A 17,185-nucleotide genomic window follows, 5' to 3' on the forward strand; every position below is an offset into this window, starting at 1 on the left:
CTGGTAAAGATGCCGGTCACACCGCGTCGGTCAGCACCACGCGGTTGCGCCCGCCGTGCTTGGCCTCGTAGAGCGCGCGGTCGGCCGCCTGCAGCAGCCGGTCCAGGCTGGCCTCGGCCTGCGGACTCACGCTGGCGCCGATGCTGACCGTGCAGCCGGTGGTGCGGTCCTGGCCAAGGTCCACGGCCGCATCGGCGCAGGCTTGGCGCACGCGCTCGGCGACGTCGCGCGTGCGTGCGTGGTCGGCATCGGGCAGCAGCACGGCGAACTCCTCGCCCCCCAGGCGCCCGAGCAGCAACGGCCCTTCAGGCAGGTGGTCGGCCACGAGGTTGGCCACCAGGACGATGACCTGGTCGCCGACGGCATGGCCGTAGGTGTCGTTCACGTTCTTGAAGCGGTCGATGTCCAGCACCAGCAGGCCCACGCTGCGGCGTGCCGCGCGGGCGGCGCGCAGCGCCTTGCCCGCCTGTTCGGCGAAGGCGCGGCGGTTCATGGTGCCTGTCATGGGGTCGTGCTCGGCCATGTGCCGCAGCTGCGCCATCAGGATGCGGTTGGCGGCCATGGCGCTGGCCACGGCCAGTGGGGAGATCGCGATCAGCGCCACGCCCAGACGCACCGACATCAGCATGGCCGGCGATTCGATCTCCACCGCGGTGTTGAGGACGCCCTTGGAGATCGCCACCAGCGTCCAGGCGGTGGTCAGCAGAGACAGCACCGCGGCAGGAAAGACGCCGTAGCGCATGCCGCACCACAGCAGGGCCGGCACCGGGAATGCCACGGCGCCCGGCCCGCCGACCAGCACGGCCGCCGCCATCGAGGCGAGCAGGGCCAGCAGCGGGGTGGCACGCCGCAGCGGCGGCATGCTCTTGCGCCACTGGCGCGCCACCTCGCGGTGCTGCGCGGTAGGGATGCTCAGCACGGCCGGCAGGATGGTGAAGTAGTTGAGCAGTTCGCTGGCGAACCAGGCCAGGCAGGACTCCAGTGCCGTGCCGCCGAAAGCCACCGGCCCGACGACGCCGCCGGCCAGGCCGCCCGCGACCGAGGCCAGGGCCGCGATCGCCAGGAGCTGCAGCACACCGGCCGCGCCGAGCAGCTTGCGCGCGTCGGAAGCGAAGGGCTGTGCCAGCAGCAGGTAGCCGGTGACCACGCTGGCGAAGTTGGTCAGCGTCAGCAGCACGGAGATCGGCAGCGGGTCGCCGACGATGTAGCCGGCCAGCAAATGGCCGACGCAGGCACCGACCCAGCCGGCCGCCGTGTCCAGGCGCGGAAAACGGATGAACAGGCCCAGCAGCAATGCGTTGGCGGGCCAGAACACGGCCAGCTGGCCGGCCAGCCGGGTCCAGACGCCGAACAGGCAGACCGCCGCCATGATGGCCGCGACCAGCGCGGCGCCTGCCAGCAGCTGTGCCGGCGTCGCACGTACGGCCGGGATGCTCGATTCCAGCTTCTGCGGACGGCTCAGCTTGTCGCGTTGGGAGTTCATGGACTGCATTGCGTCTCCCTGCTTGTTGGGGGCGGGTAGGCGCGCAAGCGTGCCAAGGCAATGCAAATTGTTGCAGATGTCGGCGCCTATCAGGCCGGGAATACGTGAATATCCCACATCCAATCCACCGAAGAAGGCCATTGACCGTCCGAAATGCTGCGGTCTTCGCAGCATTTGTCCGGACGTTTCGCACTCTGAACGTGCTCAGTCCACCGTGGCGCCGGAAGCCTTGACGATGCGTTCCCACTTGGCCAGTTCGCTGCGCGTGTAGGCGGCGAACTCCTGCGGCGTGTTGCCCACCGGTTCGGCGCCCAGGGCGGCCAGGCGCTCGCGCACGGCCGGCTGGCGCACGATCTGCGCGATCTCCTGCGAGACGCGGTCGACGATCTCGGCTGGCGTGCCGGGCGGTGCCCACACGCCGTACCAGGTGCTGATGTCGTACCCCGGCACGCCGGATTCGGCGATGGTCGGCACGTCGGGCAGCGCGCTGGCCCGCTTGGCGGTGGTCACGGCGATGGCGCGCAGCTTGCCGGCGCGGATCTGGCCGATGCTGGACGGCATGGAGTCGAACATCAGCTGTGTCTGCCCGCCGATCACATCGGCCAGCGCCGGGCCGCTGCCCTTGTACGGCACGTGCTGCATCTGCACGCCCGTGGCGATCTTGAAGGCCTCGCCGGCCAAGTGCGGCGCGGCGGCGTTGCCCGACGACGCGAAGTTGAGCCGCTTTGGGTCGGCCTTGGCCGCCGCGATCACGTCCTGCACGGTGTTGAAGCCCTGCGATGGCGCGGCCACCAGCACCAGCGGCACGTCGGCGATCAGGCTCACGGGCGCGAAGTCGCGGATCGCGTCGTGCGGAGGCTTCTTGTACAGGCTGGGGTTGATCACGTGGATCGACGCGTTGACGAGCAGCGTGGTGCCGTCGGGCGGCGCCTTGGCCACGATGTCGGCGCCGATCATGCCGCTGGCGCCCGGCTTGTTGTCGACCACCACGGGCTGGCCGAGACGGGCTTCGAGTTGCTGCGCGACGATGCGGCCCAGGATGTCGGTCGGCCCGCCGGGCGGGTACGGGATGACCATGCGGATGGGCTTGGCGGGCCAGGCCTGGGCGAAGGCCAAGCCGCTGGCTGTGGCCAGCAACAACGCCGTGAGTACGCGGCGGTTCAGTTTGATCATGTGTTGTCTCCTGATGGTCGTGTGTTCAGCCTTGCACGGCGATGCCGTCGCGCTCCAGCGCAGCCACCTCGCCGGGCGCATAGCCGATCTCGGCCAGCACCGCGCGCGTGTGCTGGCCCGTGGCGGGTGCGGGCGGGATCGGGCCGCCGCGCGGCGTGCCGGGCACATAGGGCATCGGCAGCGGCTGGTAGGGCGGCTGCGCGAGTTGGCCGAACGCGCCCAGGTGCTGCATCTGCGGGTGGTCGCGGAACTGGGCGTAGTCCTGCACCTCGGCACAGAGCACGTCGGCGGCCTCCAGCGTGGCGATCCAGTGCGCGCTGGATTGGCCTGCCAGCTGCTCGGCGGTGGCGGCGTTCAGCGCAGCCGCATTGCGACCGCGCGCACTGTTGTCGATGTAGTCGCCCGCCGTGCGCCACTCGGCACGGCCGAGCGCAGCGCACAGCCGCTCCCACATGTCCTGGCGCAGCACCAGCAGCGTGATGAAGCCATCCAGCGTGCGGAACACGCCCGAGGGCACGGCCGTGGGCGGCGCCTGGCGGCCCGCGAACAGCGCGCTCTCGTAGATCGGGGCGGCCTGGAAGGCGGCGCAGCACTCGGCCAGCGAGACCTGCACGTGCCTGCCGCGCCCGCTGCGGCTGCGCGCGTACAGTGCCGCGCCCACCGCCTGCGTGGCGTACAGCGCCGACACCGTGTCGGGCACCAGCATGCCGATGCGGCGCGGCCGGCCGTCGGCCTCGCGGTTCAGCATGGCCAGGCCGGTGTAGGCCTGCAGCACGGAATCGGTGCCGGGCTTGTCGACCCAGGGTCCGCTGGCGCCGAAGCCCGAGATCGACAGGTAGACCAGCGCCGGGTGCCGCGCGCACAGCGCGGCGGCGTCCAGCCCCAGCCGCGCCATCACGCTGGGGCGGAAGTTCTCGACCAGCACATCGGCCTGTGCAGCCAGGCGTTCGATGGCTTCGCGGCCCTGCGGCTTGCGCGCGTCGATGCACAGCGAGCGCTTGCCCAGGTTGCTGGCCACGGCCAGCGGCGTCATGCCGGCCTGGCCGCCGCCCATCACGCGGATCCAGTCGCCGCCGGGCGGCTCGACCTTGACCACGTCGGCCCCCTGCAGGCCCAGCAGCGCGGCGCAGTAGGGGCCGGCCACGCCCTGGCTCATGTCGAGCACGCGCAAGCCCGCGTAGGCATCGGGTTCCAGCATCACTCAACCTTCAGGCCGGTGGCCGCGACGACCTTCTTCCACTTCGCCTCCTCGTCGGCGATCTGGCGGCCGAACGCGTCGGGGCTGTTGGCCACCGGCGCGGCGCCCATGTCGGCCAGCCGCTGCACCGAGGCGGGCCGACGCAGCAGCTCAGCCACGGCCTGCTGCAACTGCTCGACAATCGGCCGCGGCGTGCCGGCCGGCGCCAGCATGCCGAACCATGCGCTGGCCTCGTAGCCAGGCACGGTTTCGGCCACGGTCGGAATATCGGGCGTGCCGGGCCAGCGCTGCGCCGTGGTGACGGCCAGCGCGCGGATGCGGCCGGACTGGATGTGCGCCATCGACGAGGGCAGGTTGTCCACCCCCACCGGGATCTGGCCGCCGATCAGGTCGGTCAGCATCGGGCCGCCGCCCTTGTACGGGATGTGCACCATGTCCACGCCGGCCATCACCTTGAGCAGCTCCACCGCCATGTGCGGCGATCCGCCCGCGCTGGTGGAGCCGAAGCTCAGCTTGCCGGGCTGCGCCCGCGCCATGGCCAACAGCTCCGACAGCGTCCTGACGGGCAGGGCCGCGTTGACGGTGATGACGTTGGGCGTGCTGGCCACGCAGGTGATGGGCGCGAAATCGGCCACCGGGTCGTAGGGCAGGGCCTTGTTCAGCGCGCTGTTGATGCCGTGCGAACTGATCGTGGCCATCACCAGTGTGTAGCCATCCGCCGGTGCCTTGGCCACGGCCAGCGAGCCGATGGCGCCGCTGGCCCCGGCCCGGTTGTCGACCGTGAAGTTCTGGCCCAGTTTTTCGCCCAGGCCGGCGGCCACCAGGCGGGCCAGCAGGTCGGTCGTGCCACCGGGTGGGTAGGGCACGACGAGGCGCACGGGCTTGTCGGGATAGCCGGCCTGGGCGAGGGCGGGCAGTGCTGTGACGGCGGCCGTGGCGGCCAGCCCTTGCAGTGCGGTGCGGCGCTTCATGCGGCCTTCCTCTCGGGGTGGTTGCGCAGTTGGTCCATCAGCGCCTCGGGCACGTCGATCGGAAAGCGCAGCAGCGCGGCCGACATGGCCTTGCCGTACTGGTCCAGCGCCAGGCTGCGCGAGACGCCGCCGCCCAGCGCGCCATGTGCCACGAAGTTGATGGCGTGCAGGCCGTCGACCGGGTAGCGCAGCACCTCGCCGGTGATGGCGCCCTGGTAGAAGGCCTTGAGCTTGTCGGCGGTCAGTTGCTCGACGAGCAGCGGGTACAGCGCGGGTTCGTAGGCGAACACGGCGATGTTGACGGTGTTGCCCTTGTCGCCGGAGCGGCAGTGGGCGAGGTGTTGGAGCATCACTTGCATGTTGAGGTCCCGTGGTGTTGTATTGCGCGCAGCGCAAACGGTGGCGCGGCCGAGCGAAGCGATGGCCCGTATGTGACCCCGCTCCCACCCCTGTGCCCACGCCGAGGAGCGCAGTGGCCTGGGCGGCGCGGGGAACCTCGCGCTTCGTGAACTGACTCATTGCACTTGTCCGAGCTGAACGAACGCAGTGAGTGGTGCGAGTTGTGCAATGCGCCCAGGCCGCGAGCACCGCAGGTTGCCCGGAGCGCTAGCGGAGGGACGTGGGCACCGGGGCCGCCTTCTTTTGCTTCCTTTTCTTGGCGGAGCAAGAAAAGGGAGTCGCCGTGCGGGGGCGAATACCCCGCCTCCTCACTCTGATCGGCAGATGGTGTGCATAGAACAGACTGCTTTCGCGCAAGCACCTGGAGCCGGGATGTGCGCCCGGCAGCGCAGTCACTTTCTCTTGCTTCGCCAAGAGAAAGTAACCAAAGAGAAGGCGACCCCGGTGCCCCTGTCCCTGCGCTGGCGCTCCGGGCAACCTGCGGTGCTCGCGCCATGGGCTGCATTGCGCAACTCGCACCGTTCGCTCCGCTCACTACGCTCGGACAAGCGCAATGAGTCAGTTCACGAAGCGCGAGGTTCCCCGCGCAGCCCATGGCACTGCGCTCCTCGGCAGGGGCACAGGGGGAAGTCCCACACGGGCCATCGCTGCGCTCGGCCTGGGGCTCGGGCCTTCGCTTCGCTCGGCCGCTGGGCGTGGTGGGGGCTTTCACCTCAACTCTCCAGGTAGTGGATGCTGGGCTGGATCGCCTCGCGCGGCACCAGCGTGGACCACACGCCGATCACCTCGCGTGTGCGGTCCTGGTGCGGCACGCGCTTGCCGGTGTGGGCGATGCCCGAGACGGCCATGCCGTCGACCTCGCGGCCGACCTTGAGCGCTTCCTCTTTCGTGCGCGTACGGGCCGCCACGCGCACGGCGATCTCATACGGCTCGGGCCAGTCGGCGGGCGTGGCCTTGCCGTGCACGGCGTTCATGCCCAGGAAGTCGATGCGCAGGTCTTCGGCTTGCAGGCCGACGATGCGAAAGCGCTCTTCCAGGATGCGCTTGGCCAGCTGCGCGCGGCGCAGCGCGCCGGGGCCGGCGTAGAAGAACATGTCCTCGCCGATAAAGCCCTCGGTGCAGCCGACCGAGGCCTTGAGCGTCGGCGTGCGCGGCTTGCCGCCGATGCCACTCACGCGCACGCGGTCGGGGCCGATCTGCTCCAGCCGGGCGGTGGTGAAGTCCACCACCACATCGGGCGTGATGTAGTTGGCCGGGTCGTGCACCTCGTACAGCAGCTGCTCCTTGACCGTGCGCAGGTCGATGGCGCCGCCCGTGCCGGCCACCTTCTCGATCACGGCGCTGCCGTCGGCCGAGACCTCGGCGATCGGGAAGCCGAAGTTCCAGGGCTCGGGCACGTCCTTGAAGCCGGGGTCGCTGAAGTAGCCGCCGGTGACCTGGGCGCCGCATTCGAGCAGATGCCCGATGCCGTTGCCGGCACCGAGGCGCGCGTGGTCGAGCGCGTCCCAGCCGAACTCGGCCATCATCGGCGCCATGAACACCGAGGGGTCGGCCACGCGGCCCGTGACCACGATCTGCGCGCCGGCGCGCAGGGCCTCGGCGATGGGCTCGGCGCCCTGGTAGACCTCGGCCGAAATGATGCTGTCGGCCAGCGTGGACAGCGGCACGCCGGTCTCCATCACGGTGTCGGCCAGCTGGCCGATGCGCTCGGTCACGAGGCTGCCGTCCACGGCCGCGATCTTCACGCCCTTGTGGCCCATGCCGCGCAGCAGTTCGGCGATGCGCGCCGCTGCGCCGCGCGGGTTGATCCAGCCCTGGTTGGAGACGATGCGCACGCCCTGCGCGATGCAGGCCGGCAGCACGGCGCGCATGCGGTCGTCCAGGTAGGTGTCGTAGCCGGGGAACGACGGGTCGCGGCGCGCACGCACCTGGGCGGCCGAGATCGTGGCCTCGGCCATGGTCTCGAAGCACAGGTAGTCGAGCCGGCCCTGCTCGGCGTTCAGTTGCGCGGGTTCGACACGGTCGCCCCACCAGGCCGAGCCGGAACCGATGCGGATGGTCTTGGTCATTCGGAATCCTTCAATTCGACGAGAGCGTCGACGATGGTGGCGCCTTCGCCGGCGGCGCTGAGCAACACCGGGTTGAGGTCGATGGAGGCGATGCGGCCCTGCGCCGCGACGATCAGCCGGCCCACCTGCACTGCGACATCGGCCAGCGCCTGCACGTCCAGCGGCGGGTCGCCGCGCGTGCCGGCCAGCAGCGGCGCGATGCGCAGCTTGCCGAGCGCAGCCACCACCTCGGCCTGGTCGAACGGCGGCACCAGCAGTGCCACGTCGCGCATGGCCTCGACGTACTTGCCGCCGTCGCCCACCGCCACGACCGGGCCGAATTGCGGGTCGATGTGCGCACCGACCATGGCCTCGTGCCGGCCCCGGCGCATGGTGGCGACCAATACGCCGTCCTGCGCGGCGCCCATGGCGGCGAGTTGGTTCCATTGCTGCGTGAAGGTGGTGGCCACGGCGTCGGCATCGTTCAGGTTCAGCGCGACCAGGCCGTGTTCGGACTTGTGCGGCACGTCGCGCGAGCACGCCTTCACGGCGACCGGGCCGCCGAGTTCGGCAAAGGCTGCGCGCGCTGCATCGGCCGTGCGGCACAGGCGGTGCTGCACCACGGGCAGGCCTTGGGCGGCCAGCAGCGCCAGGCTGTCGGCTTCGTTGAGCAGGCCGCTGGCGCCGGGCAGCGCGGGCATGGGCAGCGCCTCGGCCTGCGGCAGTGGCTCGCGCAGCATCGCCATGTGGTCGGCGATCTGCGCCAGCGCGCCCAGCGCGTCGTGTTCATTGGCATAGGTCGCCACGCCCGCGGCGCGGAAGACGGCCGCCACGCTCTCCTGCCAGGCCGCCACGGCCACCGGCTTGCCGCTGGCCTTCGCGAACGTGGCCGTGTCGCGCGCGAAGCGCTCCACGTCGTAGCCCGCGCCAGAGACCGGGATGTGGATGAACACCATGTCGGCCGCATCGTCCTGCGCGAGAACGGGCAGCACCTCGCTGAACAGGCCGCTGTTGGACAGCAGCGCCGCCGTGATGTCGATGGGGTTGGTGGTGGTCGCGAAGCCCGGCAGCCGCGCCGCGAGTTCGCGCCGCGTGGCCTCTGACAGCGTGGCGATCTGCAGGCCGTGCTGCTCGGCCGCGTCGGCCCCCATCACGCAGCTGGCACCCGAGTTGCTGACAATGACCAGGCGGCGGCCAGCGGGCTGCCAGCCTTGCAGGTAGCCGGGTGCGGCGAGCGCCAGCGCATGCGGGTCGCGCACCCGCCAGATGCCATGGCGGCGCAGGAAGGCGTCGACCACGCGGTCTTCGTTGGCCAGCGATCCGGTGTGCGACGACGCCGCCAGCGCGCCGCCCGCCGTGCGTCCGGCCTTCACGGCCACGATGGGCAGGCCGCGTGCGCGCGCATGGGCTGCGGTGGCGGCCAGCAGCGCCGGGTTGGCGATGTGCTCCAGGTACAGCAGCAGCAGCTTGACCTCGGGATCCTGCGCCACGGCCCAGGCCAGGTCGGCCACGCCCACGTCGGCCTCGTTGCCGGTGGCGTGCACATGGCGCACACCCAGGCCACGTTCGCGCAGCAGGCCGTAGGCCATGGCCGCCATGCCGCCGCTCTGGCTGACGACGGCCACGGGGCCGTCGGCCGGCGGCATCTCGGTGAACAGCGTGGAGAAACTCGCGATGGCGCCCGTGCCGAAGTTGGCCAGGCCCTGCGTGTTGGGGCCCACCAGGCGCATGCCGGCCGCGCGCGCCACGTCGCGCATGTGGTCCTGCTGCGCCTTGCCGGCGGGGCCGGTCTCGCCGAAGCCCGAGGCGATCACGACGGCGCAGCGCACGCCGCGCGCCGCGCAGTCTTCCACCGCCGCGATGGCCTGGTCGCCGGCGACGATGACGATGGCCATCTCGGGCACTTCGGGCAGATCGGCCAGCGACGGATAGCAGGCCAGGCCCTGCAGCTCGCGCCGGCTGGGGTTGATCGGGTAGAGCTTGCCGCGGTAGCCCATGCGCTGCATGTAGGCGATGGGCCGGCCGCCGATCTTGTGCGGGTTCTCGGACGCGCCGATGACGGCGATGGACTGCGGGGCGAGGGCGGCGGTCAGGAAGTCGGTCATGGGGCGTGGTAGGTCGGCTTGCGTTTGTCGAGAAAGGCCGCGATGCCCTCGCCGGCTTCGGGGCCGTACAGGCTGGCGACGAAGGCGTCGCGCTCGGCATCGAGCTGGGCGCGGTGGCCACGCCCGCGCGCGGCGTGCACGAGTTGCTTGATGCGCTGCTGCGCCGCGCGCGGGCCGGCAGCCAAGCGCTCGGCCCAGGCCAGCGCTGTGGCGACGGCCTGGCCCGGCGGCGCGATGCGGTTGACCAGGCCCAGCGCGTGCAGGCGCTGCGCCGTCGCCACGTCGCCATCGAGCAGCAGCTCCAGCGCGGCCTGGGGCGGCAACGCGCGGGCCAGCGCATCGGAGCCGCCGCCGTCGGGCGACAGGCCGATGCGCACATACGACATCACGAAGCGGGCATCCTCGGCCGCGACGATGAGGTCGCAGCCCAGCGCCACGGAGAAGCCGCCGCCGGCGGCCGCGCCCTCGACCGCAGCGATCACGGGCACGGGGCAGGCGCGCATCGCCTCCACCCAGTCATGCAGCGCGTCGAGGATCTGCAGCTGGCCGGCCTCGGCTTGCGTGCGCTGCTGCTGCAGGCGGCGCAGGTCGCCGCCGCCGCAGAAGTGCGCACCGTCGCCGCACAGCACGATGGCGCCCAGGCTCTCGTCCTTGGCCGCATCGCGGAAGTGCTGCGCGGCCTCGGGGTACAGGCTGGGGTGCAGCGCGTTGCGCAGCGCGGGCTGGCTGATGGTCAGCAGCAGCACGCGGCCGCGGCGCTCATGGAGCAGTTGCGCCGCCATGTCAGTGGCGCCCGGCCGCCCGAAGCCTCTGACGCGCCCCCTCGGGGGGCAGCGGACCGCGCGAAGCGGGGAAGCGTGGGGGCTTCATGTCAGTCCATCTTGATGTTGGCGGTCTTCACGACCTTGCCCCACTTCTGGATCTCGCTGCGCAGCATCTGCGCGAGCTTCTCCGGCGTGGTGGGCATGGCCTCGGCACCCGCGTCGAACAGGCGTTGCTTCACGTCGGGCTGGGTCATGACCTTCTGCAGGTCGGCGCTGATCTTGGCCACGATGTCGGGCGGCGTGCCCTTGGGCGCGACCAGCGCGGCCCACGAGTACGCCTCGTAGCCCGGCACGCCGGCTTCCGCAATGGTCGGCAGTTCGGGCAGTAGGGCCGAGCGCTGGGCGCTGGCCACGCCCAGCGCGCGCACCTTGCCCGCGCGGATCTGCGGCAGCGCGGTCGGCGCGTCGGCGAACATGAGCTGCACCTGGCCGCCCAGCAGGTCGGTCATGGCCGGCGCGCTGCCCTTGTAGGGGATGTGCTGCAGCTGCACGCCGGCCTGCATGTTGAACAGCTCGCCAGCCAGGTGCGTGCCGCCGCCGTTGCCCGAGGAACTGAAGGCGATCTTTCCGGGTTCCTTCTTGGCCAGGGCCACGAGTTCGGCGACGTTCTTGGCCGGCAGCGAGGGATGGGCGACCAGGATGATGGGGAACATCGCGCCGAAGCTCACGGGCACGAAGTCCTTCTCGATGTCGTAGCTGAGGCCGGGCTTGAGCGCGGGCAGCACCGAGTGGTGGATCGCGCAGACGAAGAGGTTGTAGCCGTCGGCCGGCTGCTTGGCGGCGATCTCCGCGCCCACGATGCCACCGGCACCGGCGCGGTTGTCGACAACGCCCGGTTGGCCCCAGAGTTCGCCCAACTTTTGCGCCATGGCGCGGGCCGTCACGTCGACCGGCCCGCCGGCCGGGAAGGGCACGGTGAACTTGACGGGGCGGTTCGGGTAGCCGGACTGTGCGAAGGCCGGCAGCGTGCCGAGCGCGGCAGTGGCCAGCACGAGCTGGCGGCGGTTGATGTGGGACATGGGGGATCTCCTCCTGGTGGTGGTGTCAGCTGGCCAGCACGGCGCGGCCGCAGTCGAGCACGGTCACGCCGCGTTCCACGGCGATGGTGCGGAACGCGACCTCGCCCGCAGCGGCGCCGCGGTACATCTCGAAGCGCAGTGTCTCGCCCGGCATCACGGGCGAGGAGAAGCGCGCGAACAGCGTCTTGAGCGTCTCGGGCCGGCCGCCGCCCCAGGCCGTCAGCAGGGTCCGGCCGGCGATGCCGTAGGTGCACAGGCCATGCAGGATGGGCCGCGCAAAACCGGCGGCCTGGGCCGTGGCCGGGTCCGAGTGCAGCGGGTTGCGGTCGGCGCAGAGCCGGTACAGCAGGGCCTGCTGCGGCAGCGTGCGGATCTCGAGCACCTGGTCGGGCGTGCCGGTGGGCGGCTTGGGCGGCGCGGGCGGGGCGCTGTCGGTCTTGCCGTCGCTGGCCGAGAAGCCGCCGTTGCCGCGCGCGAAGGTGGTGTGGCGCACGGTGGCGAGCAATTGGCCGGTGGCGGCGTCGTAAAGGGCCTTGTCGTAGGTCACGGTGGCGCCGCGGCCTTCGCCCTTGTCGACGATGGACACGACGCGGTGCTCGGCGCGCACGGCGCCGGCGGCCGGCAGCAGTGCGTGCAGCGTGATCTCTTCCTCGCCGTGCACGATCTTGGTGAAGTCGATGCCGGTGGCCGGGTCCTGCATCCAGGAGCCGGGGAAGCCGAGCACCACGGCCATGGTGGGCAGCGCGAGCGGCAGGCCGGGGTTGGTGTCGTTGACGAACTGCAGCTGCAGCGGGTCCATCGGGTCGTCGCCCAGGCCCAGCGCGAGCGCGTAGCGCATGCTGTCGTCGGCGGTGTAGCGGTGTTCGATGGGCGGGAAGACCCAGTTTTTGAGGGTGTCGTAGTCAATCATGGCGGTGATGGAAGTGAGCAAGTTGCCTGGGCCGAGCGAAGCGATGGCCCGCGTGTGACCCCGCTCCCACCCCTGTGCCCCCGCCGAGGAGCGCAGTGGCCTGGGCGGCGCGGGGAACCTCGCGCTTTGTGAACTGACTCATTGCACTTGTCCGAGCTGAACGAACGCAGTGAGTGGTGCGAGTTGTGCAATGCGCCCAGGCCGCGAGCACCGCAGGTTGCCCGGAGCGCCAGCGGAGGGACGGGGGCGCCGGGGTCGCCTTCTCTTTGGTTACTTTCTCTTGGGCGATAGCAAGAGAAAGTGACTGCACTGCCGGGGGCATATCCCGGTCCCTGGTGCTTGATTTGAAGTGGTGTGTTCTATGGATACCTCTTGCTGATCGGCGTTCGGAGGTGGGGCTATCCACCTCACACCCGGACTTACTTTTCTTGCTTCGCCAAGAAAAGTAAGCAAAAGAAGGCGACCCCGGTGCCCCTGTCCCTGCGCTGGCGCTCCGGGCAACCTGCGGTGCTCGCGCCATGGGCTGCATTGCGCAACTCGCACCGTTCACTGCGTTCACTACGCTCGAACAAGCGCAATGAGTCAGATGTTGAAGCGCGAGGTTCCCCGCGCAGCCCATGGCACTGCGCTCCTCGGCAGGGGCACAGGGGAAATGCCGTTCCGGGCCATCGCTGCGCTCGGCCCCGGGTTCAGGCCGTCGCTGCGCTCGGCCGCGGCGTGCGGGTTTCATTCGATGGTGGCACCCGACACCTGGACCACCTTGGCCCACTTGTCGATCTCGGCCTGGATGAAGCCCGCGAAGGCGTCGGGCGTGTTCCAGGCGGCGGCGAAACCCTGGGCTTCGAAGCGCTCGCGCACTTCGGGCTGTTCCATGGCGGTGCGCAGCTCGGCGCTGAGCTTGGCGATGATCTCGCGCGGCGTGTTGGCGGGCGCCAGCAGGCCGTTCCAGGCGATGGCCTCGAAGCCGGGCACGGTCTCGGCCACGGTGGGCAGATCGGGCGCGGCCGGCGAGCGCTGGGCGCTGGTGACGGCCAGCGCGCGCAGCTTGCCGCCCTTCACGTGCGGCATGGCCGACAGCATGGTGTCGAACATCAGCTGGGTTTGGCCGCCCATGGTGTCGGTGAGGGCCGGCGCGCTGCCCTTGTAGGGCACATGGCGGATCTTCGTGCCGGCGGTGGCGTTGAACAGCTCGCCCGCCAGGTGCGTGGACTGGCCGTTGCCGGATGAGGCGAAGTTGAGCTCGCCGGGCTTGGACTTGGCCAGCGCGATCAGCTCGGCCATGTTCTTTGCAGGCAGCGCAGGGTTGACGACGACCACCAGCGGCCCGCTCGTGAGCTGCGAGATCGGCGCAAAGTCGCGGCCGAACTGGTAGCTCAGGTTCTTGAACAGCGAGGGGTTGATCGCATGCGCGGTGGTGGCCACCAGCAGCGTGTAGCCGTCGGGCGCGGCGCGCGCCACGGCGGCAGCGCCGGTGTTGCCGCCCGCCCCTGGCAGGTTCTCGATCACGAAGGGCTGGCCGGTCTGCGTCTGCAGGCGCTGGGCGATCACGCGCGCGACGATGTCGGTCGGCCCGCCGGGCGGGTAGGGCACGACCAGCTTCACGGGCTTGGCGGGGTAGGCCGCCTGTGGCAGGGCGCTGCCGCCCACCAGGCAGCCGGCCAGCGCGCACAGCGCCATGGCGAGGCGGCGTCGGATCTTCTGCATGCTTGTCTCCTCTTTTGTCGGATCGGTCAGGCGGCCGGCGCGAAGCGCAGCAGGCTGCGCCGTTCGTGCGCGAAGGTGCCGGCGCGCACCTGGTCGCCGATGCCGGTGCCGGGCAGCGCATGGCCGACCACGCGCGGGCCCTCGGCCAGTTCGACCAGCACCAGCGTGTAGGGCACCAGCGGGCGGAACGCATCGGACGGCGCGCGACTGACCACGCTGGCGGCCACCACGGTGCCGCGGCCGCTGGCATCGCGCCAGGCCAGCCGTTCGCTGCCGCAGGCGCTGCAGGCCAGGCGCGACAGGGTCTGCGGCGCGCCGCAATCCTCGCAGTACTGGTAGCGCAGCTGGCCCTGCGCCAGGCCTTCGGTGAAGGGGTGGTTGTTCATTTCATGTCTCCGAGAGGATCAGGCTCACGTGCGAGGACAGCACGCCGCCATCGGCATGCACGAAGGCGCGGGAGGGCGGCTTGGCGAGCTGGCGCGCGCCGGCCTGGCCGCGCATCTGGCGCACGGCTTCGACCGCGTGGCCCATGCCGCCGGCCACGCCGCAGTGGCCGAACGAGAGCAGGCCGCCGTGCGTGTTGAGCGGCAGCGCGCCGCCGGGCGCGAACGTGCCGTCGCGCACGCGGGCCGCGGCCTGGCCACGCGGCGCAAAGCCGGTTTCCTCCAGCAGCATGGCCAGCGTGATCGTGAAGGAGTCGTAGATGCCCAGCCAGTCGATGGCGGCATGCGACAGGCCGGCCTCGGCGAAAGCGCGGCCGGCGGCGGCCGAAGCGCCGGTGGCCAGCACGTCGTCGATCGCCGAGAGGTGCTGGTGCTGGTGGGCCTGGCCCGCGCCGACGATGGCCACGGGCCTGCCCGGGCCGGGCTCGGCGGACACCACCAGCGCCATCGCGCCGTCCGAGATCGGGCAGCAGTCCAGGAGGCGCAGCGGTGTGGCGATGGGCTTGGACGCGGCCACGTCGGCCGCCGTGATGGGCGCACGCAGGTGCGCATCGGGGTGGCGCGCCGCGTTGGCACGCATCAGCACGGCGAACTCGGCCAGGTCCTCCTGCGTGGTGCCCGTGGCATGCATGTAGCGCGAGGCCAGCAACGCGTAGTAGGCCGGCACGGAAGCGCCGTTGGGCACCTCCATCTCGGCATCGCCCACCTGGGCCAGGGTCTGGATGGCGCTGTCGCGCGCCTGGCCCGTGAGCCGGTTCTCGCCCGCCACGACCAGCACGCGCTTGCAGCGGCCCACGCGCACCAGGTCGCGCGCCAGCATGAGCATGGCCGCGCCCGTGGCGCCACCCAGCGCCATGCCGTGGCCGTACTGCACCGAGAGGCCGAAGCGCTCGGCAAACAGCGTGGACAGCATCAGGTGCGGCAGCGTGGTGGCGTAGCCGCACAGCAGGCCGTCGATGTCGCTGCGTTGCAGCTGGGCGTCGGCCAGGGCCTGGGTGGCGGCCTGGGCCATGAGCTCGATCGGGCCCTGGCCCTCCAGGCGGCCGAAGGCGGTGTTGCCGACGCCGGCGATGTGGGCGAGGGGGGCAGTGTTCATGTCTTGGCTTGGAGAAGGGTTTGGCACAGCGCGGCTTCGCGCTGCAGGCCGGCGGCGAGTTCGGCCTCGCGCTCGCCGATGCGTTCGTTGAGCGCGGCGATGCTGAGCGCGGCCACGGGCCGGCCGTCGGCGCCGAGGATGGGCGCGGCGATGCCGCCCATGCGCTCGACCACCACGTCCAACAGCACGGCATAGCCGCGTGCGCGGGCCTCGGCGCAGCGCTCGGCGAGCAGGGCGCGGGTGATGCGTGGGTAGCGGCGGTCGCGGGCCAGCTGGGCGGCGACCACGTCGAGCGCGGCCTCCTGCTCGCGCGGCGGCAGCCAGGCCAGCAACGCCAGGCTGCCGGCGCCCACGCCGAGCAGGCGGCGGCTGCCGACCTCCAGGTAATTGGCGCGGATCGGGTAGCGGCCCAGTTCCAGGTCGATGCACAGCGATTCGGTGCCGCTGGGCACCGAGAGGATGGCCGTGTCCTCGAACGCGCCGGCCAGGCGCAGCAAGCTCGGCCGGGCCATGGCGCGCGGGTCGAACTGGGCGAGCGCGGCAGCGCCGGCGCGTTGCAATTCGGGGCCGCCACGGTAGAGCTTGCTGGCGTCGTCGCGCCGCACGAAGCCTTCGCGCGCCAGCATCTCCGCCAGGCGCAGCACGGTGGCCTTGTCCAGGCCCGTGGCCTGGGCGATGTCGGTCAGGCGCAGTGCGCCGCCCGTGGCCAGCGCACGCAGGATGCGGCAGGCCTTGGCGACCGAGGAGGGCGCCTCGAGGGATTCGGATGGGGCCAGGACGGCCGATTCAGATTTCATTGAACGAAAGCCTAGGAGCGGTGCGCATCCTAGGCTTTCGTCGATTCAAAGGAATCTAGGGTTTTCTCCAGTTTTGTTCAATGAAACCTTTGCAAGCCTCACATTGGCGGGCTCGGAATGTGTGGCCCAGCGTCTGCTCCATGGTGTGCATGCGGCTGGTGTGGCGGTGACAAGGTGCAAGAGGAGCAAACGGAGAGCTTCTGATGGGCTCTGCAGGAGGACGAGATGCAGCCGACCCGCGCGGCTAAAATCTGGTTGATTCAACCAAATCCCACCTAGGACGTTCATGGCTGCCATCGGACTGTTCGAAGCCAAGACCCATCTGAGCGAATACGTGGCGCGCGCCGAGGCCGGCGAAGAGGTCATCATCACGCGGCACAACAAGCCGGTGGCGAAGATCGTCCCGCTGGCGGCCGAGTTGCCTGCGGCGCAAGAGATCGCCCCGTTCGTGCAGCGCACCTACAGCACTGGCGTGCCGCTGGTCGACCTCACGCGCGCCAACCAGCTGGCGGCCGAGCTGGAAGACGAAGAGCTGATGGCGAAGATGCGCCGCATCGAAGCCCGGCACCAGGATCCGCATGCTCCTTCCTGACACCAACCTGCTGCTCTACGCTGTGCACGCGGACAGCCTGCACCACGCGCGCGCACGCCAGGCGCTGGAAACGATGCTGGACGATGCGCGCGGGCTGGCGCTTGCGTGGGTGGTGCTGATCGGCTTCGTGCGCCTGTCGACCAAGCGCGGCATCCTGCCTTCGCCGCTGGGCATCGCCGACGCGCTGAGCGTCGTGGACGACTGGCTGGCCCATCCGCGCGCGCGCGTGCTGCAGCCAGGCGTGCGGCATGCCGGCATCTTCGGGCGGCTGCTGCTGTCGGCCGGAACCGCCGGCAACCTGACGACCGACGCCCACATTGCCGCGCTGGCCATCGAACACCAGGCCGAGGTGCTGACTTTCGACCGAGACTTCGCCCGCTTCACCGGCGTGCGCTACCAATTGCTGAGCTGATCCACCAGAAC

Annotated in this window: 16 protein-coding genes; 2 read left to right on the forward strand and 14 right to left on the reverse strand. The window is 70.8% G+C overall.

Annotation, left to right across the window (positions count from 1 at the left end):
• Nucleotides 1-16: 16 nt before the first annotated feature.
• The 14 genes from DES41_RS19850 to DES41_RS19915 all read right to left on the reverse strand — a co-directional run bounded on the left by DES41_RS19850 (nucleotide 17) and on the right by DES41_RS19915 (nucleotide 16,170).
• A complete protein-coding gene (locus tag DES41_RS19850; protein WP_114469372.1) occupies nucleotides 17-1,492 on the reverse strand; it encodes a GGDEF domain-containing protein in 1,476 nt (491 codons plus the stop codon).
• Nucleotides 1,493-1,687: 195 nt separating this feature from the next.
• Complete coding sequence (locus DES41_RS19855; protein WP_114469373.1) at nucleotides 1,688-2,656, reverse strand: Bug family tripartite tricarboxylate transporter substrate binding protein; 969 nt, start codon at nucleotides 2,654-2,656, stop codon at nucleotides 1,688-1,690.
• Nucleotides 2,657-2,681: 25 nt separating this feature from the next.
• A complete protein-coding gene (locus DES41_RS19860) occupies nucleotides 2,682-3,854 on the reverse strand; it encodes a CaiB/BaiF CoA transferase family protein (RefSeq protein WP_114469374.1) in 1,173 nt (390 codons plus the stop codon).
• Nucleotides 3,854-4,825, reverse strand: a complete 972-nt coding sequence (locus DES41_RS19865; protein WP_114469375.1) for a Bug family tripartite tricarboxylate transporter substrate binding protein — start codon at nucleotides 4,823-4,825, stop codon at nucleotides 3,854-3,856. The genes DES41_RS19860 and DES41_RS19865 overlap by 1 nt, the downstream gene beginning before the upstream one ends.
• On the reverse strand, nucleotides 4,822-5,184 hold the full coding sequence (locus DES41_RS19870) for an AtuA-related protein (protein WP_114469376.1): 363 nt from the start codon (nucleotides 5,182-5,184) through the stop codon (nucleotides 4,822-4,824). Before DES41_RS19870 ends, DES41_RS19865 begins: the two co-directional genes overlap by 4 nt.
• 753 nt (nucleotides 5,185-5,937) lie before the next feature.
• Entirely contained in the window at nucleotides 5,938-7,293 is a 1,356-nt protein-coding gene (locus DES41_RS19875) for an acyclic terpene utilization AtuA family protein (protein ID WP_114469377.1), read from the reverse strand.
• Nucleotides 7,290-9,377, reverse strand: coding sequence for an acetate--CoA ligase family protein (locus DES41_RS19880; RefSeq protein WP_114469378.1), 2,088 nt, complete (start codon nucleotides 9,375-9,377; stop codon nucleotides 7,290-7,292). Before DES41_RS19880 ends, DES41_RS19875 begins: the two co-directional genes overlap by 4 nt.
• Complete coding sequence (locus DES41_RS19885; RefSeq protein WP_114469379.1) at nucleotides 9,374-10,159, reverse strand: oxepin-CoA hydrolase, alternative type; 786 nt, start codon at nucleotides 10,157-10,159, stop codon at nucleotides 9,374-9,376. Before DES41_RS19885 ends, DES41_RS19880 begins: the two co-directional genes overlap by 4 nt.
• An 89-nt stretch (nucleotides 10,160-10,248) precedes the next feature.
• Nucleotides 10,249-11,220: a tripartite tricarboxylate transporter substrate binding protein gene (locus tag DES41_RS19890; protein WP_114469380.1), complete on the reverse strand. Its 972-nt coding sequence runs from the start codon at nucleotides 11,218-11,220 to the stop codon at nucleotides 10,249-10,251.
• Between the two features lie 25 nt (nucleotides 11,221-11,245).
• Entirely contained in the window at nucleotides 11,246-12,130 is an 885-nt protein-coding gene (locus tag DES41_RS19895) for a MaoC/PaaZ C-terminal domain-containing protein (protein WP_114469381.1), read from the reverse strand.
• A gap of 726 nt (nucleotides 12,131-12,856) precedes the next feature.
• On the reverse strand, nucleotides 12,857-13,834 hold the full coding sequence (locus DES41_RS19900) for a tripartite tricarboxylate transporter substrate binding protein (RefSeq protein WP_114469382.1): 978 nt from the start codon (nucleotides 13,832-13,834) through the stop codon (nucleotides 12,857-12,859).
• Nucleotides 13,835-13,860: 26 nt separating this feature from the next.
• Nucleotides 13,861-14,220: a Zn-ribbon domain-containing OB-fold protein gene (locus DES41_RS19905; RefSeq protein WP_114469383.1), complete on the reverse strand. Its 360-nt coding sequence runs from the start codon at nucleotides 14,218-14,220 to the stop codon at nucleotides 13,861-13,863.
• Between the two features lies 1 nt (nucleotide 14,221).
• Nucleotides 14,222-15,373, reverse strand: a complete 1,152-nt coding sequence (locus DES41_RS19910; RefSeq protein WP_114469384.1) for a thiolase family protein — start codon at nucleotides 15,371-15,373, stop codon at nucleotides 14,222-14,224.
• Nucleotides 15,370-16,170: an IclR family transcriptional regulator gene (locus DES41_RS19915; protein WP_114469385.1), complete on the reverse strand. Its 801-nt coding sequence runs from the start codon at nucleotides 16,168-16,170 to the stop codon at nucleotides 15,370-15,372. Before DES41_RS19915 ends, DES41_RS19910 begins: the two co-directional genes overlap by 4 nt.
• Nucleotides 16,171-16,456: 286 nt before the next feature.
• Between DES41_RS19915 and DES41_RS38780 the strand changes: the two genes are divergently transcribed.
• Nucleotides 16,457-16,762: a type II toxin-antitoxin system Phd/YefM family antitoxin gene (locus tag DES41_RS38780; RefSeq protein WP_114469386.1), complete on the forward strand. Its 306-nt coding sequence runs from the start codon at nucleotides 16,457-16,459 to the stop codon at nucleotides 16,760-16,762.
• Nucleotides 16,749-17,174, forward strand: a complete 426-nt coding sequence (locus DES41_RS19925; protein WP_114469387.1) for a type II toxin-antitoxin system VapC family toxin — start codon at nucleotides 16,749-16,751, stop codon at nucleotides 17,172-17,174. Before DES41_RS38780 ends, DES41_RS19925 begins: the two co-directional genes overlap by 14 nt.
• Nucleotides 17,175-17,185 lie beyond the last annotated feature (11 nt).

Source organism: Pseudorhodoferax soli (assembly GCF_003337555.1).
Classification (GTDB): Bacteria; Pseudomonadota; Gammaproteobacteria; order Burkholderiales; family Burkholderiaceae_C; genus Pseudorhodoferax; species Pseudorhodoferax soli.